Below are 16,417 nucleotides of genomic sequence, written 5' to 3' on the forward strand. Positions count from 1 at the left end.
GGCTCTCTCATGGGGGGGCTCACCACCACCTGGCCCAGCCCCTTTTCCTGGCGGCCCACTCCTTATCAAGTAGGGTTAACTTTTTATTGAAATACATTGTTCCGGCAATGACTGCAATAAAGCTGAAGATAGGCAGTCCATGGTTGAATATGTCACCAAATATTTGATTTATTTCAGTCATGACTAATTCCTTGTAGAGGAGAGGAGTCAGTGTGGTGGATGAGTGAGGTTATAATGATGCTGTGAATTCGTGCTAAAATCAAATGTTTGATTGTTTTCCGATTCACTCCTTCCGATGCATCTGACGAATCGCCTCACCATAAAGCTTCTGCTGATCCCCGAAAAATCCCATGTTGCCTTTAAACTCAATGGCATCATGGGGGCAAACGGAATAACAGTAGAGGCACTGGACGCAGTGTTCGCCCATTTTGGTGGTGTTGGTCAGATCCAGGGGGAGCGTCAGGTCTACCGGACAAAATGCCTCGCAGTTACCGCACTCCTGACACTTGTCTGTATGATATCCCAGCCCTTCGAATACCATATCTTCGTCGATAAAGTTGTCTTGCCTGAGGCCCGTCAGATAGAGCAGATGGCCAAACCATTTGGTGGAGGCGAGCCAAGTGAAAAACGGGGTGTTTCTAACCGCCAGGAAATATTTTTGCCGCTTGGGGCTATGGATATAAGTAGCGAGAAAGCCCGCTTTGGGGGGATCGTGGTTGAAGGTCTTTTCGAAGTGATAGTTTTCCACATACTGGATGTGTTCGTCGGTGATCAACCCCTGCCGCACCCCATCCACCAGGGTGGTGATTTTTTTCGGATCAAAACCGACAAATTTGGCCATCAACATATCGATCAGGAACGAATCGGTCCCGGCAAAAATCATGTTGGTGCCGACGGGATGACCCCTCGAAGGCCCCAGCCCCTCCATGGAGATCACCCCATCAATGATATGCAGATGGGGGGGAGCGGCTTTGTTGATGTTGATGATGTTGGCGGCCAACGATTTATGCACCAGCTTTTTGTTGGCCTGACCGATCATGCAGCCGATAAGATTTTTTTGGCAGACGCTCATCCCCACCTCAAAATGGGTCTTGAGCTTGGGGGCGTTGATGAAGAGATCCGCCTCGACACACTCTGAAGCCAGATCCGCCGTAATGCCATCTTCGAATTGCACCGTGTGGGGCTTGGATTGGTTGAGATCGAGAAATTTAACCCCATAGTAGCGGGTGAGCTGGTCGATTCGGAGCCGGGAGATGACATTGATGCCGCTGCGATAAAAGCCGCTGTTGGTCCCTTCCCCCAGGGTGATGTCGGAGTAGCCCAGATCCTTCAAGCTGCGGCTGATGGCGGCCAATATTCTCAAATCCGAGGTGTTGCCGGTCAGCGCATTCATGTTGGAGTTAAAGTTGGGCTTGATTAATATTTTCGCACCCTTCTCCTGAGGGAGGAGGTGTTTATATTCATTCCCCAGAATGGCTTGAACCGCTGCCAGGATTTCCTTGTTGGTATAAGCGGGGGTCGCCGTAAACTGAAACATCAGCTTTTTACCTCTTCCATCAGGTCAGTCACTGCCTCTTCCAGGCGCTCCACATGGAGTTCCTGAATGCAGTGGTGGACGTTCGAATCCAGACAAGTACCTTCGTCGCAAGTGGCCCGGCAGTGGGCATCGATCTCCACCACCCGATGGTGACTGCAAAAGGGGCCGGTCTCGATGCTGCTTGACGGTCCAAAGATCGCTACAATCGGGGTATCCATGGCCGCCGCCACATGCATGGGGGCGCTGTCGTTGCAGATCATCATGGTGGCCCGATCCAACACCGCCGCCAGCTCCATCAACCCAAACTGCCCCGCCAGATCCACCGGCTTGTTTTGCATGCGGCCAGCAATATCCCCCACCAGCTCCTTCTCTTCAGGGGATCCAACCACCACCACCGGCATCTGCCACTTCGCCATAATCCAATCGGAAAGTAAAGCAAAACGATCATTCGGCCAGCGTTTCAAAGCCATGCGCGAGCCGGGATGAATCGCCACAAAATCTCCGGTAATACCATGTTTTTTCAGGATATTGTCAGCGGCCTGTCGGTGGGTGTCGCTAGGGTTCAGGTTCCAGGTGACAGCCGTCGTGGGATCCTCTTCATTCGGGGTATTGCATCCCAAATGGCGCACCATATCCAGGTGATAGTGAATTTTATGGGAAAGTTTTTCGTAGGGCACCATATGGGTCAGAAGATAGTGCCCGCCACCCACCCCATAGCTCACCTTGTAGCGCGCCTTGATGGGCAACACCAGCATGGCGATATCCCGAATATCGGCTCTCGCTTCGATCACCAGATCAAAGTGGCGCTGGCGGATTGACTTCAGAAAGGGAAAAAGCTGATTTTTGGGCGCATCATGAAACCAAAAGGCGTCATACCCCAGCACCTCATCCACATGGGGGTTTTGCTCCAGGATTCCCCGAGCCGAGTGGGAGGAGAGAAAGCTGATTTTGGCGTTGGGAAAGCGATCCCTGATGGGCTTTAAAATCGGAATCGTCATGATCACATCGCCGATATAGGCGGTGCGGATGACGAGGATCGATTGGATTTTGGCAGGGTCTATCTCTTTTTGGCCCCGCATGAGAATACGCGGGAAAAACAGCAGGGAGCCCAGCAAGTCTCCCAGGATGGTCACCCAGCGTTTTTTTTTGTTGATGATTTTATAGTAGGGAACCAATCGGATCGATCCTTGGCTGGCAAGCCCGGCAATAAGAGGATTTTAAGTCCGGAGAGTCACCGAATCAGCGCCCGAACCCCATCCTTGGCCATCAGGAGCAGGTTGAAAAAATGCTCGATGTAGGCGGTTGGCTTGTAGATGTAGGTTTTGGGGTGGAGCAGATTTTCACCAGGTTGCACGATCCCTTCCTCCACGGCTCGGTCGTAGAGGGCGGTGTGGGGCTCCACCCGCATGGAGTTCAGGTTAAAACTCATGCGCCTGCCAAAGGTACGCTTGGCCTTGATCAGGAAGCGGAGCATGGCGAAGGCTCCCGAAAGGGTCTGTCCCGGGGGATTTTTGAAAAAATTGTAGCTGAAGGTCATCCCTTTGGTTTCGCAAAAAAGATCGTAGGCGTCGAGGATATCCTGGTTGGAAAGATTTTTTCCCAGCTTTTCCAGGGTTTCGTCGCTGAAGCCATCCGGGGAGAGGATGACGTTGTCACACCCCGCCTGTTGGCAAAGATCCAGAAGCTTGCGGGTGACTTGTTTTTCGTTAAACCAGGCAGACCATTTAACCTTCACCCCCCGTTTGATGATCTCCTCGCAGATCGCCTCGGCGTGGCGGATGGGGACGTTGAAGATGGAATCGACAAAGGTAAAGCGCTCAACCCCGTGATCGTTGACCAGGGATTCGATCTCATCCACCACCTTGGCCGGATCCCGCATGCGTAATTTTTTGCCGTTCAAAAATCCATAAATACAATAGATGCAGTCAAGCACGCAGCCCCGCTTGGATTCGACGCCGATGGCTTCGGGATTAACCTGATAAGGAGCGAAGGGGACGGGGCTGTTGGCAGCGAGAACAATTTCGTTCATGTCCACCTGCCGCTCCACCTTGCCGGTATAGTGGACGGTCTCCCCCTCACGATAGTAGATCGATTTGACCTGATCCGGGGTTTCCAGATTGTTGAGCAGATCGGGGAAAGTCAGCTCCCCCTCCAGATGCACCCCATATTCCAGTCGGGGCTCTTCCGCCATGATCTCTTCGGCGAACATGGAAAAACCTGAACCACCAATGACAATTTTGGCGTTGGTCAGGGGTTTGATCACATCCAGTGTGGTCTTCAGGTGGGCATAATAGAAGGTCACCGTGCGCTGGTGGGTGGAGTCAATGTTGCGCAGGGAGATGCCCACCACCTCCGGGTTGATTTCCCGAATCACCCGGGAGAGTTCATCGAAGGGCTCCGGCACCATGTTGAGGTCGAGCACTGTGACATCGTGGTCGGGGAGGGCGGTCTTGAGGCTGGCGAGCCCGATGGGATAGACCGGCGGCTCCTTGCCCCCGAGATAGGATTGAATCAGAAGAACTTTCATGCCCGGCGGTCACCCAGATGACGGCGTTGTAGGTATTCAGGCATCCGGTGTTTAAAAGGCCGCACTTTCAGTGATCGCGGCAGGCTGGAGGCCTGGTTTTATTGGTATGTTATTCAGGCCCGGCCCATGACCATTTTGACGGAATGGTTGGCGCTTTTGAGCATCATATAAAAAGCCCGGATGAAGGGTTCCATGGCGCGGTTGTTGAAAATGGCGAGCACCATGGGGCTGACGAGAAATTTAAGCAGGCCTCCCGGAAATTTCCCCCCTTTGGAGAGAGTGATCAGGAGGTTGAGATAGTTATACTCTCGCATGGTGTAGCTTTTGTTGTAGATCTCTTTGTTTTCATCCTGGATCAGCCCCTGCTCTTTGGACATGTCGTAAAGCTTGGTGCCGGGATAGAGCACCATGGCAAAAGGTTGCAGCTTGAAGGGCTTGGGCAGATCAGCAATCAGGCGCAGGGACTCCACCACATCGTCGGTGGTTTCGTTGGGGGCATCGAGGATGAAATCGTAGCTGGGTGGGACCATTTTATCTTTATATTTGTTGATGATATGGGTCGCTTTGAGCACCAGCCGGTTGGACATTTTTTTGCGGTTGTAGAGATCCTGCATCTTGGCGCTGCCGCTCTGGATGCCCATCTGCACATAGACCAGCCCCGCATCCACCAACATTTCCATTTTTTCTTCGGAGATGGTCAGGGGGCTTGCGAGACAGGAGAAGGGCAGCCCGATGCGTTTTTTATACTCATCACAAAATTCCCGCAAATTTTTGCGATTGCGGGCAAAAAAAGCGTCGTCCGAAATCCAGACGAATCCCACAAAGGGCATGTTTTCCTTCACCCACTCCAGCTCCTGCATGATCGACTCGGTGGAGCGCCAACGCAGATAGACCTGGCCTTCATAGAGGCCTTTGATCTTGTCGTTAAAGCAGTAGCTGCATTTATGGGGGCAGCCGCGCCCGGTCATCATCTGGTAGCCGATGGCGCCGATATAGCCGGAAACGGTGCCGCATTGGAGGAAATGTTTCATCAAATCCAGGGTCATGGGAATCACCTGACCCTCGTGGATGATAAAATGATCTTTCACCCCATAGTCCGGCATGGGGAAGGTGTCGAGATCTTTGGTGAGGGCGCGGATGCCGTTTTTAACGACGGTATCGCCATTTTTGATATGGATGTTGGGGACGCTGGTATAGTCCTCCCCTTTTTCCATTCGGTCAGCCAACTCCAGCAGGCTCTCTTCACCATCTCCCACACACACCATGTCGCAATATTCCAGGCACTCTTCCGGGCGGCTGGTGGGGTGGACCCCTCCCCAGATGATGGGTGCTTTGACTTGGCTCGCTTTGAGCTGCCGGGTAATCTGCTGGGCGGGATCAAAGTGATTGGTCATCAGGGTGATGCCGATGAGATCTTCATCCTGGCAGAGTTCCGCTACCTGCTTGAGAACTTCCGGGGTGTAGCGCTCAATGCCGAACTGGAGGTCGTCCCCCAGGGGATCAGGCAAAAAGAGAATCCGTGCCCGGTGGCCGTTTTCCCGCAGATAAGCCGAGAGAATACGCAATCCGTAGGCGGTGATATCCGGATAGGGGGATATGAGAGTGATCTTCATGGCTTCAGATCCTTGGTGCTAGACATGCCAACAGGAGATGGGCGAGGGGGGATAGGTGGCATGATAAAGCCCGAAACGGTCCCCCCCGAGTATCGCCACTTAGGACCAGTTGAACGACCGGAAAGTTCAGAATAACAAAACCAACAGGTCCGCGTCAATGCATTCAACGTATTGAAAACCCAATCAAAATTTATTTTTTGCTGCTCTTTGCCCTGGGAGATGATTTCGTATCAAAGGCTGGATTTTATAGAGTGGCTCATGCATCATGGGATAGGATGGTGTTGGCTTTTTTTGAATGACGGGGCTGATAATCATTGAACAGGTGGTTTTTTACACTTCCTTTAACTCCCCAATTTGACTGGCAAACATGGCTTCAAACTCTTTTTCGACCCCTCTTGATGTCATCGTTGGTGGTGGCGTTTCCGGTCTCACTGCGGCAGCCCGGCTGGCCCGCAGTGGTGTCCCCTCGGTGATCATTGAACGCTCCCCCCATCTGGGTGGTTTTTGCCGTTCGTTGGTGTTGGACGATGTGGTGTTCGATCAAGGCCCCCACATGTTTTTTCCGGGTATGGGGGGGCCGGGGGAAAATTTGATCCAGGAGTTGCTGGCCGATGAGGAGGTTTTCAGGCTTCCCGGACGCTACGCGATTCACGCCGACGGACGCCTCTGGACCTTTCCGCCTCAGTTTAAGGATATTTTGGGTTATCCTCTTTCCTACCAGTTGGATATTCTGAAGGCTTTTTTTAGAAAAAAGAAACCGTTACACCTGCAAAAAACGGTGTGGGAGAGTGTCGCCGCCAAGAGCGGGCAGAAACTTTACGACAAGGTGGTCGGGCCAATGATGCGCTCCAAAACCCTTCATGAAGGGACTGAGGTGCATGCCGACTGGGCCAGGAAGGTGGATCGTACCGTGAGGAACATCAAGGAGCCTCCCCACAAACGCCCCCGGCCGCCATCGTTTTTAAGACGCTTGAAGCAGCCCCAGGCTGATTGTTTCTACCCCAAGGGGGGATTCCAGCGGATTCCCGATCTGCTCTGGGCTGATTATCAAAAAAATGGCGGTGAAGCCCTGCTTGAAACCACGATTGGGAGCATCAACCGCGAGGGCAAGCGGGTCCAGTCGGTCACTTTGGTGGATGGGCGGGAAATACCGGTTAAAAATCTGATCTGGACCGCCAACGTCAATAGTTTGAGCGCTCTCTTGGGCTCCCAGGTCGAAAAGCTCACCTATATCAAAACCATTCTGGTTTTTCTCACCTACGACCAGCCCGAAAACAAAACGCGCCCCTTCAACTACGTCTACTATCCCGACGACCACCTGCTCTTCAATCGCCTTTATCTGCCCCGAAACCTCTATGGACCCTCGGAGCCCGCGGGCAAGGAGGGGGTGTGTGCCGAGATCACCTATACCACAGGGCTCGACGAGCAATCCGACCAGGAAATTATCGACCGCATCATCCAGGATATCGATGGCTTGGGGCTTTTTCCAAAATCATCCCTCAGAAAAACCGGGATCATGCGTCTGGGGGATTGCATGCCCATCTATCCCATCGACTATGAAGAGCAGCTGGCCGGTTTCTATCGAGAAATCCATGAACTGGAAAATCTTTATGCTGTCGGAAGAATGGGGGGCTACTATTTTTGCATGACCCCGGCGGCCATCAATCAGGGGCTCAAAATGGCCCAACACCTGACCGATTCGTCCCCCTGACCAAACGGTAGAGCGATGGTCAGCTGGAGATAACAGGGGCTGACCCAATGGTGCTGCCAACTTTGACCAAGACCCTTGAGCCTGTATGAATCGGCTTACATATCGGAGAGAATGAATCATGGGACTGATGGATTTTGCCCTGGCCACCAAGGGTGCTGACAAAGCCTCTCGCCTGACCATCATCGGGCGGCATGTGTCGGCTGTGGTGCGGCATATGACCTTTAAAAAGGCGATGAATCTGTTCCGGGTGGAGCTGGCCCGCTTTCGGGGGGCCGAGGTGGTAGGTGGTCGCCCCTATATCCTCAAGATCGAATCCACCAACGTCTGCAACCTGAAATGCGCCTATTGTTACGATAATCGCCGCCAACCTGAAGAGGGGGAGCGGGCTTACGGGCGCATGAGTTTTGCTGATTTCCAGAAAATTTTCGATGAGGTGGGGGAATATCTCTTCAAAATCAACCTGTATGGTTTTGGGGAGCCGTTTTTGTTTCCGGAAACCTACGAGATGATTCGCTACGCGACCGATCATAATGTGGGAATGGGGGTTTCATCCAATTTGAACCTCAAGGATGAAGACGCTCCCCGCAAGATTGTCGAGTCGGGTTTGGAGGTGTTGATTTTTTCCTGCCACGGCGTGAGTCAGGAAGCCTATAGCCAGTTTATGGTCAAGGGTGATCGGGATTTGGCATTTTCCACCCTGGCCAAGGTGATGGAGGAGAAAAAGCGTCTGGGATCGAATACCCCGGTGATCGACTGGCAATATTGCGTCACCAGTTTCAACCAAAAAGAGATCCCACTGGCCAAGGAAAAGGCTCGGGAGTTGGGAGTGGATGTGCGTTTTATCCAACCCTTCCTACCGGAGGGCGCTCGGGCGGAGTGGTATCCCAAAGGCCAATCTCCCAAGCCCCCCCCCCCCAGAATGGGCTGCTCCTGGCCCTACCGCTCCGCTTATATCAACTATGATGGCGGCCTGCTGCCCTGCTGCAAGGATACCCGCTTTTTGAAAAACGACTTCGGCAATGTGATTTCAGAGGGATTTGCTGCGGTGTGGAACAACGACGACTATCAATCCAGCCGCCGCCTGATCAAAAGCCCTGGGGATACTTCCATTGAATGCGACACCATGTGCCTGGAGTGCCCGGTGGTGAAGCCGTTTCGTGACAAGCCGAATGCGTGAGGAAGAGGTTGCCTTTATAGGTTATCTATCCAGAAACTCAGTTGAATCAATACTATACGTACAACGGCAACCATAATCAGAGCTGCATTCTGGGTGAGGAATTTCTGGCACACTCCGAATTGAAAATATTTTTCCGTCCAATTGCCGGCAGGTTTCACAAGAGGAGTCACCAGCCCCATTCCATTCGACACGCTTTAAGTTCATTTCTTTGAGTTTTGAGAGATCCATTTTATTTTTTGCATGAAAATGAAGCATTCTAGCGGCAGTATCTGCATCAAATTTAAATTCTAATTTTAAATTTGCAGGGATCCATTTGTTAGGATGGCCTGTTCCAAACAGGAAGTTCATCGCAGCAGGCGCTCTCAGAATATTAATGGTTTTTTTGTCCAATCCTTTCAGGATTTTAGGGTGGCCTTTCATAATGTGATGGAGGATTTCTTTCCCCTGATTTTTGTAGAAATCAAGTGCCCCATCACCTAAACTTCGTTGAAATATTTGTTGTCTCTCAAACTCAATTAGAGTCTTTATGGCGACATCATATTTATGTTTACTTAAAAGGGCGATTATTTTATTTTCTGTTTCAAGAGTTTTTTGTTTTTCATTTTCCAAGTAGTCGCTAACATGACGGTTGGCCTCTGCTGTCATTATATATTTGGCTTTTTCTCCAGTGAGTGCCTTGACTTTTGGCTGGTCAGCCTCAATAAGCCTTATGACAAGCTCTGCCTTTTTTCCCTCTGAGTTTAAATTTCTGGATTGCAGTTCTTTTCGAAGTTCGGCCACCTTGAGAGCTGCTGATAGAGTCGCTTCAAGTCCGATTTGTTCAAGCGCATTTTTTGATTCAAAGTGTAAAAGTAGTTTTGTTGGATTTGTTTTGAAATGATCCAACCAATATTTTCGAATGCTTTTTGCCGTTTTTGGTTTGTTGAATTTGCTTAGGAAAACAAGTTGGTCAGGAGATTCTCTCCAATTGTTTTTCATCCATAATAGTCGAGAAACTTGTCTCTTAGGCGTGTTTTTTTGTGGTGCTGGTTTTTTAAAGAATGTTTTGAATAATTTGAGGAGCATAATAGTTCCAGCTGATCCTTCTTGCCTAAACCCATATTAATAGGGGGGCTGGAATTCAATCCAACCCCCCCATCATCTCACTCAGCCCCATCATCTCACCCGGCGGAAAACCGGGGCGTTGTCATCAGCCGATCAGAAGCTTTCAAACTCGTCATCAGCTCCCATATCCAGAGCAGCCCCCCCTGAAGCAGGTGCTGGAAGGGCTTTGGGTGCTGCCTGGGCAATCCGAGCGGTTGGCTTTTTCCCTTGGGTCTGTCGCCTGGGAGCTGCGGCCTGCTGACCTGTGCGGAAGAAAGAGACCGCCTGGGTCATCATATCCGCCTGGGAGCTCAACTCTTCCGCTGTCGCTGCCATCTCTTCCGAAGCACCCGCATTGCGTTGAATGACCTGATCAAGCTGCTGGATGGCTTGGTTGACTTGGCTGGCACCCTGGTTTTGCTCTTGACTGGCCGCAGCGATTTCCTCAATCAATTCCGCTGTTTTTTGAATATCCGGAACCAGCTGGTTGATAATGCCGCCAGCTCTTTCAGCAACCTCTACGCTGGAGGCTGAGAGTTGGCTGATTTCGCCAGCGGCTGTCTGGCTGCGTTCTGCCAGCTTGCGCACTTCTGCAGCGACCACCGCAAACCCCTTGCCGTGCTCACCAGCTCTAGCCGCTTCGATGGCGGCATTGAGAGCCAGGAGGTTGGTCTGCCTGGCAATCTCTTCGATGATGGAGATTTTTTCGGCAATTTGTTTCATGGCCTGAACGGCCTCTTCAACCGCTTTACCACCCTCTTCACCATCCTTGGCCGCCTTGCTGGCGATGGTCTGGGTGGTGTTGGCATTGTCGGTATTTTGCTGAATATTCGAGGCCATTTCCTCCATGGCCGAAGAGGTCTCCTCAATGGAAGCCGCCTGTTCGGTAGCGCCTTGAGAGAGGCTTTGTGCGGCATCGGAAATTTCGTTGCTGCCGGTTGAGACCTGTCCTGCGGAGTTGGAGACATCCCCAACCACCTGGCGCAGATTTTCCACCATGTTTTTGACCGCCAGGAAGATACCGGTGTCTTCTCCGGCTGTATCCAGCTGAACAGTCAGGTCACCGTCTGCCACCTTTCGGGTGAGTTCGGCAATGTAGGGGGGTTCACCGCCAACTTGGCGCAAAACGATCCGGCTTAAATACCAGGCAATGGCGATGCTGATGAGGATGGCGATTCCGATGGCGATATAGATGGTGGTGAAGGTGTTGGAGACCGTCGCTAGATTGGATTGTTTACGCACCTCCATGAGACTGGCTTCTTCCGCTTTGAAGTCGGTCATGATCTGGCGGAATTTGTCAAAGTAGACCTTGCCCCGGGCTTCCCCTACCAAGTCAGCCATGTCATCCATGGTTTTGGCGTTGCCGATTTTGCGGCGTAGTTCGATGGTCGGCTCGGTAACGTTACTTTTCCAATCACGAATGGTCTGTTCGATCTCGTTGAGTAGCTGCACTTGGGCAGAGTTGTCGCTCACAGTCTGTTTGAGATCTGCGGTGAGACGGAAAAATTTTTCCGATCCCCCTTTATAGGGATCCAAAAAACCTTCCTTCCCAGCCAGCAGATAGCCCCGCATACCGGTTTCCATATCCACGGCAGAGGCCAGAATGTCATTGGCCTGGGCGATCACCTTGTTGGTGTGGGCAACCCACCCTTCATTTTTCCGCATCACTTCCAGGAGAGAAAGATCCGTCTGGCCTTCACTCGCCATCTTTTTCAGCTGCTCGAAGGCCGTCTCGAAATCATTCCGGCGTTGGCCAAGAAGAGAAGCCTCCCGGTCAATGAACGTTTTGATCTGCCCCCGAAATTTGTCGAAGTAGACCTTGCCCCGGGCTTCTCCCACCAAAGCGGCCATGTCGTTCATGGTTTTGGCGTCACCGATATTCCGACGCAGGCCGATGGTTGGCTCAGTGACGTTGGCTTGCCACTCTTTCAGAGTTTTTTCCACTTCCGAAAGGCGGCCCACCTGTTTGGGATTGTCGCTCACCGTCCCTTGAAGTGACGAAATTTGCGAATAGGTGGCCGTCTCACCGCCTCTATAGGGATCCAGGAAACCATCCTGACCAGCCAGCAGATAACCCCGCATGCCGGTTTCCATGTCCACAGCAGACCCAACGATGGCCGAAGCCTCTGCCAGAACCTTATAGGTGTGTTCCACCTGTTTGTTGGTTTCAGAAATTTGGCCGATGTTACTGATGGCCACCATCCCAAGAATGAATAGCAGTGTCACAGGCACAGCCATTCCAGCCAAAATTTTCCCTCTGAGCCCTAAGTCCATTTTATAGGTCCTCTCTAGCTAAGTTCCATTTGAGTTGGGATTGTTGGCGAGATTGGAAGATGAAGCGTGGATGTTGTCAGTAAACACATAAATGATGGTAATTGTATGTCAAATTATCCTGACATTCTATTCATAATGATAGAAATTTTCCAAAGAGTGATGGTTTGATTTGGCGGATAATTTGGCTGGGTATTGCGGTTTGGTGCTGGGGCAGGGGGCGATTGCCCCTCTCTTCATTCAACAACAACCCAGACACAAATATCAAACAAAACAATGTCTTTTGTAAAATTGGCTGAGTCACGAATCGGTTTGTACAGGGGAGGCAATCATGAGAGGGGCCGGGGTAAAAATGCAGGCGCTGAAGAAAGGGGACAGATCGCTCTAATATAGCCATTTCATACAAGAGTTTGACATGCGCCGCTGCTCTTTTTTCGCTATTTCTGCGAATGCGGGAACCCCGGGTGTCTGGCATGAATTTTCCAAATTTTGCACCATTTTCAGCAAAATTGTGGATTTCCTGAAGGTCTGGTTATTTCTTGAGAGCTGTCATAACCTTCTTGGATCCCAGCTTTTGCGGGGATGACGAGTCAGGGAAGGGAGTCCAATTTTCAGGTAAGGCCTGCCATGGTCATCAATTCTCAACGGGTGCACCTTGACGGGGGGACCCAATAAACTTTCAAGTAGAGATATTTTTGACCAAAAAAAAGGTGAACACACCGTAGTGTATCCACCCTTTTCAGCTATCATGCTGCTATCTGCAAGAGCTTCCCCTTGACGGGGAGTTTCCCTCAGATAGTCAGACAAACCCTGATTCAAACAGGGATCAATCTTCGCCGCCAAACTTCATCCGCATGAAGGTGACGAGAGACCAGATCTGCTCTTCGCTCAGGCTGACATCAGAGCCGGGACCAAAGGCTTTCATCTCGGTATCCTTGGAGCCGTCACGGATGATCCAAAAGAGTTGTCCGTCCGCCCGCTTAAAATAGCCGTCTGTCGTGAAGTCGGTGGGTTTCAGGACCATGTCACCGGCAGCGGAGCCTTGCCCGTCACCATCCTCACCATGACATTTTTTGCATTTGGATTTGTACAGACGAGCGGCCTTCTTATAAGGGCGGGTACCCTCTTCCAACTCGTCAATGGGGTTTTCCATGCTAAGAAATTTGCTGGGGGCCTTGGGGGTTACATGGGCCATGGCCACAGCGCCACTCAGAACAATGGCACCGAAGAGAGTCAACGCAGTGATTTTTTTCATGCTTTACAACTCCTTGGTAAGTAAAAAAGGGGCTGAGGAAGTCCCCAGCCCCTTTCTTTGTTTCATCATCTAAACCTGTCGTTTGTCAGCCCACCCGCCTGTCGTCAGGTGACCCGTCGTGCGTCAGGTGATCACTGGGTCTGATCAATAGATGTCGTGCGTGGTGTTGTACACGTTGAACTTACCCGTGGGGGTGTTCAAGCCTTTGATGCGGGCTTTCTCTTTGAGGGTCTTGTCATCCAGGACGACGATTTCGCCTTCCTTGTCCCAGAGGGAAATCCAAACTTCGTCGCCAGCCTTGTTGAACTCCATGTGGACAACCGTCTTCTTAAAGGCGATCTCCTTGGGAGCAGCTTCGGGGTTGTTGATGTCAAAGATGGTCAACGTATTGGACTTGTTCTTGTTGATGGTGTTGTCGCAATAGACGTTGGAACTCTTCGGATGTGTTTTTACGAAGAGGGAGTTACCATCCAGTTCCCACTCACGAACGACGGTCCAGGCGTGAGGCTTGGAAGCGTCGGTGGAGATCATGGAAACGAGGCCTTCGCCCAGATGGACAGTGGCCCAGACGGCACCGTACTCAGGATCGATCCAGTTGGCGCCACGACCAGGATGGGGCTTGGTTCCGGTCTTGATGTTTTTGACCAGCTTGCGCTCTTTGGTGTCGATGACGGAGATGGTATCACGAGCGTTGGCAGCCACCAGGAAGTAACGCTTGGTGGAATCCCAACCGCCGTCGTGCAGGAAGCGCTCGGCGTTGATTTTGGTCTCGGTGATGGTGCCTTCTTCGAGCTTGGAATAGTCAACCAGCAGAACAACACCGGTTTCCTTCAGGTTCAGCACCCACTCAGGAGCGTTGTGGGAAGCAACGATGGAGGCCACGCGGGGCTCAGGATGATACTCGTTGGTGTCGTAGGTGTACCCACGGGTACCGATCACCTTGAGGGGCTCCAGAGTGTCGCCATCCATGATCACATAGTGGGGAGGCCAGTAGTCACCGACAACGGCATACTTGTCTTCAAAGCCCTTGTACTTGGAGGTGTCGATGGAGCGAGCGTCCAAGCCGGTACGAACCTCGGCAACGATGTCCGGGGGGCTGGCCCACATGTCCATCATGGTGGCTTTACCGTCACGACCGATGGCATACATGTAGCGACCGGAAGCGGAGGTACGCAGAATGTGGGTAGCGAAACCTGAGGGGATGATGTTCAGGATCTTCTTGGTGTCGCCGTCGATGATGGCGATTTTACCCACGTCACGCAGCACGACGCCGAAATAGTTCTGCCAGTTGGATTTCGGGGGGGTCTTGGGGCGCTTGGCAACAGGCACATGCACTTTCCAGGACTTTTTCATCTCCTTCATGCCCCACTCGGGCGGCAGAGGGGGATCAATCTGCACATATTTGGCCATCAACTGCGTGTCTTCACGAGTCATGAAACCGGACTTACCCCAACCGGGCATGCCGCCTTCAGTTCCCTCATAAAGAATTTTGTCCAGAGCGGCCAAGGTTTTCATGCGGGTCTTGGAGGGGGTGATGTTAGGGCCGGTGGCGCCTTTACGCAAAGCACCGTGGCAGCCGGAACACCGGTCAAAATACATCTGTTGACCCTTCGCAAAATCGGCCTCAGACAGGCTCGGTACGGGCTGCAGTTTTGCAGCTGCACTTGCGCCAGTGGCCATCCCCAGCATCACAATGCTGGCTGCGAGAGGCGGCAGAATGCCAGACAGCTTCCTCATAGGTAGTCCCCTTTCTCGATGATCGTTGCTGTTTAAAAGTCTTGACCGGATTTTCCGGATTCCACGCTTACTTAATGTTGAGTAACTCTTTACCTCGGAAGGTTCGCCTCCATGACCCTTTCGTTCGAGGGGGAGGGAGGGCAGACATTTCTGAGGCTATCCTTTATAACACAATCAATTGTGTTGTTTTGGTCGTTTGTTTAGATGAAAGGTCCACTCGCAAGATTCTGCCTGATCTTTTGGCCTAGGGAAAGGGCCTTTGAATCACTCGGTGGAGAATATCAGTCTTATGTTGCCGTTCCTTGACCGAAGTTAAAAAAATGGGGAAAAAAGAGCTTCCCGGTTTTTCGTGGCCGATCGTTTTGGAAAGTTCATCCCATACTTTGGAGAAAATACCTTGGAAATCGTGTATTTCACCCTAACCGCCATGATGCTCTATCTGGTCTCCGATTGGATTTTGAATCGCATTGAGGAGAGCCGGGGCGCACGTTTTGAATACCGCTCCATGATCTTCTTCGGCATTATATTAAGCCTCTCAATGATCGTGTTTCAAGGGGTTCAACGCTTTTTTCCCGGCTGATTTGGAAATCTATACCTCTCTATCCATCCGCCCCCCTGACGCCTTTTGAATGAGTCTGGATTGGGGGGGATTTCAGCCTGGGAACCCATGGAAAAAGTATTTCCAAAACAGCTGGTTATATAGGGCTGGCGCACGTTTTGATCAACTCAGGCGAGCGGCCAGGCACGGGAAGTGGCTGCCTGGCTCCAAAGGATATTTCTGTCAGCATGGTCTAGCCTGGGGCGGCTTTTGAGTGGGGTGGGTGAAATGTATTCGGGGGAAGAGGGGGAGGGGGACGATCAGTAACTGGGTGTGAAGCAGTCTCGGGGAGGGAGAGTGAGAGCCAAAGGGGAGCCGATGGGAGAAGGAATGCCCCCCCTTCCTTACCAGGGGGGCTGGTGAGAAGGGGGGCATTCCTTAAATGGAGAGGGTTGGCTGGAAATCAATAGAAAAGGAAACGAGCATTATCCTCATCAAATCCCACCACAAATCCCTGGCCCGGAGCGAGGCTCACCCTCTTCTTGGCGTGAAAGCTGAATTCTGGCTTCAGGGTGCTGTCCCAGAGTTCTACCTCCAACTCATGCTCACCAGCGGGAATGGCATATTTGCCGTAAACAAAGGCTGCCCCATCGGAATGGATGCCCGGGGGATTGTAGATATCCCGAGCCAGAGGTTTCCCATCTATGCGGATTTCTACAATCAGAGGCGAACGTTCCCGGGAGCAGTCCATGGGTTTACGCATGTTGGGGGGCAGTTTGCGTAGCTCCTCAGGGGTTCGTTTGCGGCACTCTTCCACCCGTTGTCCGGCATGGTTGAAGGCCACCTTCAGTTCCGCCTGGCCTTCAGCCAGATAGGTATAAGCTGGCGAAGTGGAAAGATAGTAGATCAGGGCGCAAAAAATGGTATAGGTCAGCCCCTGTCCCAGATACCGGAAAATCTTGTCCATG

Annotated in this window: 12 protein-coding genes; 3 read left to right on the forward strand and 9 right to left on the reverse strand. The window is 51.8% G+C overall.

Translation table 11 applies throughout. The features are described from left to right. Window positions 1–283: 283 nt before the first annotated feature. The 4 genes from HQL52_05385 to HQL52_05400 form a co-directional block, all read right to left on the reverse strand. The gene (locus HQL52_05385) at window positions 284–1,537 is read right to left on the reverse strand and encodes a DUF362 domain-containing protein (protein MBF0368876.1); all 1,254 of its coding nucleotides are present in this window, start codon (window positions 1,535–1,537) and stop codon (window positions 284–286) included. Continuing rightward, window positions 1,537–2,712 carry a glycosyltransferase family 9 protein gene (locus HQL52_05390; protein MBF0368877.1) on the reverse strand — a complete coding sequence of 392 codons (1,176 nt, stop codon included), beginning with the start codon at window positions 2,710–2,712 and terminating at the stop codon, window positions 1,537–1,539. Before HQL52_05390 ends, HQL52_05385 begins: the two co-directional genes overlap by 1 nt. A gap of 56 nt (window positions 2,713–2,768) precedes the next feature. Beyond that, window positions 2,769–4,064 carry a cobalamin-dependent protein gene (locus HQL52_05395; protein ID MBF0368878.1) on the reverse strand — a complete coding sequence of 432 codons (1,296 nt, stop codon included), beginning with the start codon at window positions 4,062–4,064 and terminating at the stop codon, window positions 2,769–2,771. Window positions 4,065–4,177: 113 nt separating this feature from the next. Beyond that, window positions 4,178–5,677: a B12-binding domain-containing radical SAM protein gene (locus HQL52_05400; protein ID MBF0368879.1), complete on the reverse strand. Its 1,500-nt coding sequence runs from the start codon at window positions 5,675–5,677 to the stop codon at window positions 4,178–4,180. Window positions 5,678–6,044: 367 nt separating this feature from the next. On the opposite strand from HQL52_05400, the gene HQL52_05405 reads away from it, so the two are divergent. Continuing rightward, window positions 6,045–7,388, forward strand: a complete 1,344-nt coding sequence (locus tag HQL52_05405) for an FAD-dependent oxidoreductase (protein MBF0368880.1) — start codon at window positions 6,045–6,047, stop codon at window positions 7,386–7,388. 118 nt (window positions 7,389–7,506) lie between these two features. After that, entirely contained in the window at window positions 7,507–8,565 is a 1,059-nt protein-coding gene (locus HQL52_05410) for an SPASM domain-containing protein (GenBank protein MBF0368881.1), read from the forward strand. Between the two features lie 21 nt (window positions 8,566–8,586). Here HQL52_05410 and HQL52_05415 read toward each other — a convergent pair whose 3' ends face one another. From HQL52_05415 to HQL52_05430, 4 genes are all read right to left on the reverse strand, one after another. Further along, window positions 8,587–9,630, reverse strand: a complete 1,044-nt coding sequence (locus HQL52_05415; GenBank protein MBF0368882.1) for a hypothetical protein — start codon at window positions 9,628–9,630, stop codon at window positions 8,587–8,589. A 132-nt stretch (window positions 9,631–9,762) separates the two neighbouring features. Further along, window positions 9,763–11,850: a CHASE3 domain-containing protein gene (locus HQL52_05420; GenBank protein MBF0368883.1), complete on the reverse strand. Its 2,088-nt coding sequence runs from the start codon at window positions 11,848–11,850 to the stop codon at window positions 9,763–9,765. 895 nt (window positions 11,851–12,745) lie between these two features. Next, window positions 12,746–13,174 (reverse strand): cytochrome c, encoded by a 429-nt coding sequence (locus HQL52_05425; protein ID MBF0368884.1) that lies wholly within the window; start codon window positions 13,172–13,174, stop codon window positions 12,746–12,748. 144 nt (window positions 13,175–13,318) lie between these two features. Next, window positions 13,319–14,911: a c-type cytochrome gene (locus tag HQL52_05430; protein MBF0368885.1), complete on the reverse strand. Its 1,593-nt coding sequence runs from the start codon at window positions 14,909–14,911 to the stop codon at window positions 13,319–13,321. Between the two features lie 406 nt (window positions 14,912–15,317). Here HQL52_05430 and HQL52_05435 point away from each other — a divergent pair, with 406 nt between their 5' ends. After that, window positions 15,318–15,491 (forward strand): hypothetical protein, encoded by a 174-nt coding sequence (locus HQL52_05435; protein MBF0368886.1) that lies wholly within the window; start codon window positions 15,318–15,320, stop codon window positions 15,489–15,491. Between the two features lie 421 nt (window positions 15,492–15,912). Here the strand turns inward: HQL52_05435 and HQL52_05440 are convergent, their stop codons facing one another. After that, window positions 15,913–16,416, reverse strand: a complete 504-nt coding sequence (locus HQL52_05440; protein MBF0368887.1) for a hypothetical protein — start codon at window positions 16,414–16,416, stop codon at window positions 15,913–15,915. Window position 16,417 lies beyond the last annotated feature (1 nt).

The sequence above is a fragment of the Magnetococcales bacterium genome, from assembly GCA_015232395.1.
GTDB lineage: Bacteria > Pseudomonadota > Magnetococcia > Magnetococcales > JADFZT01 > JADFZT01.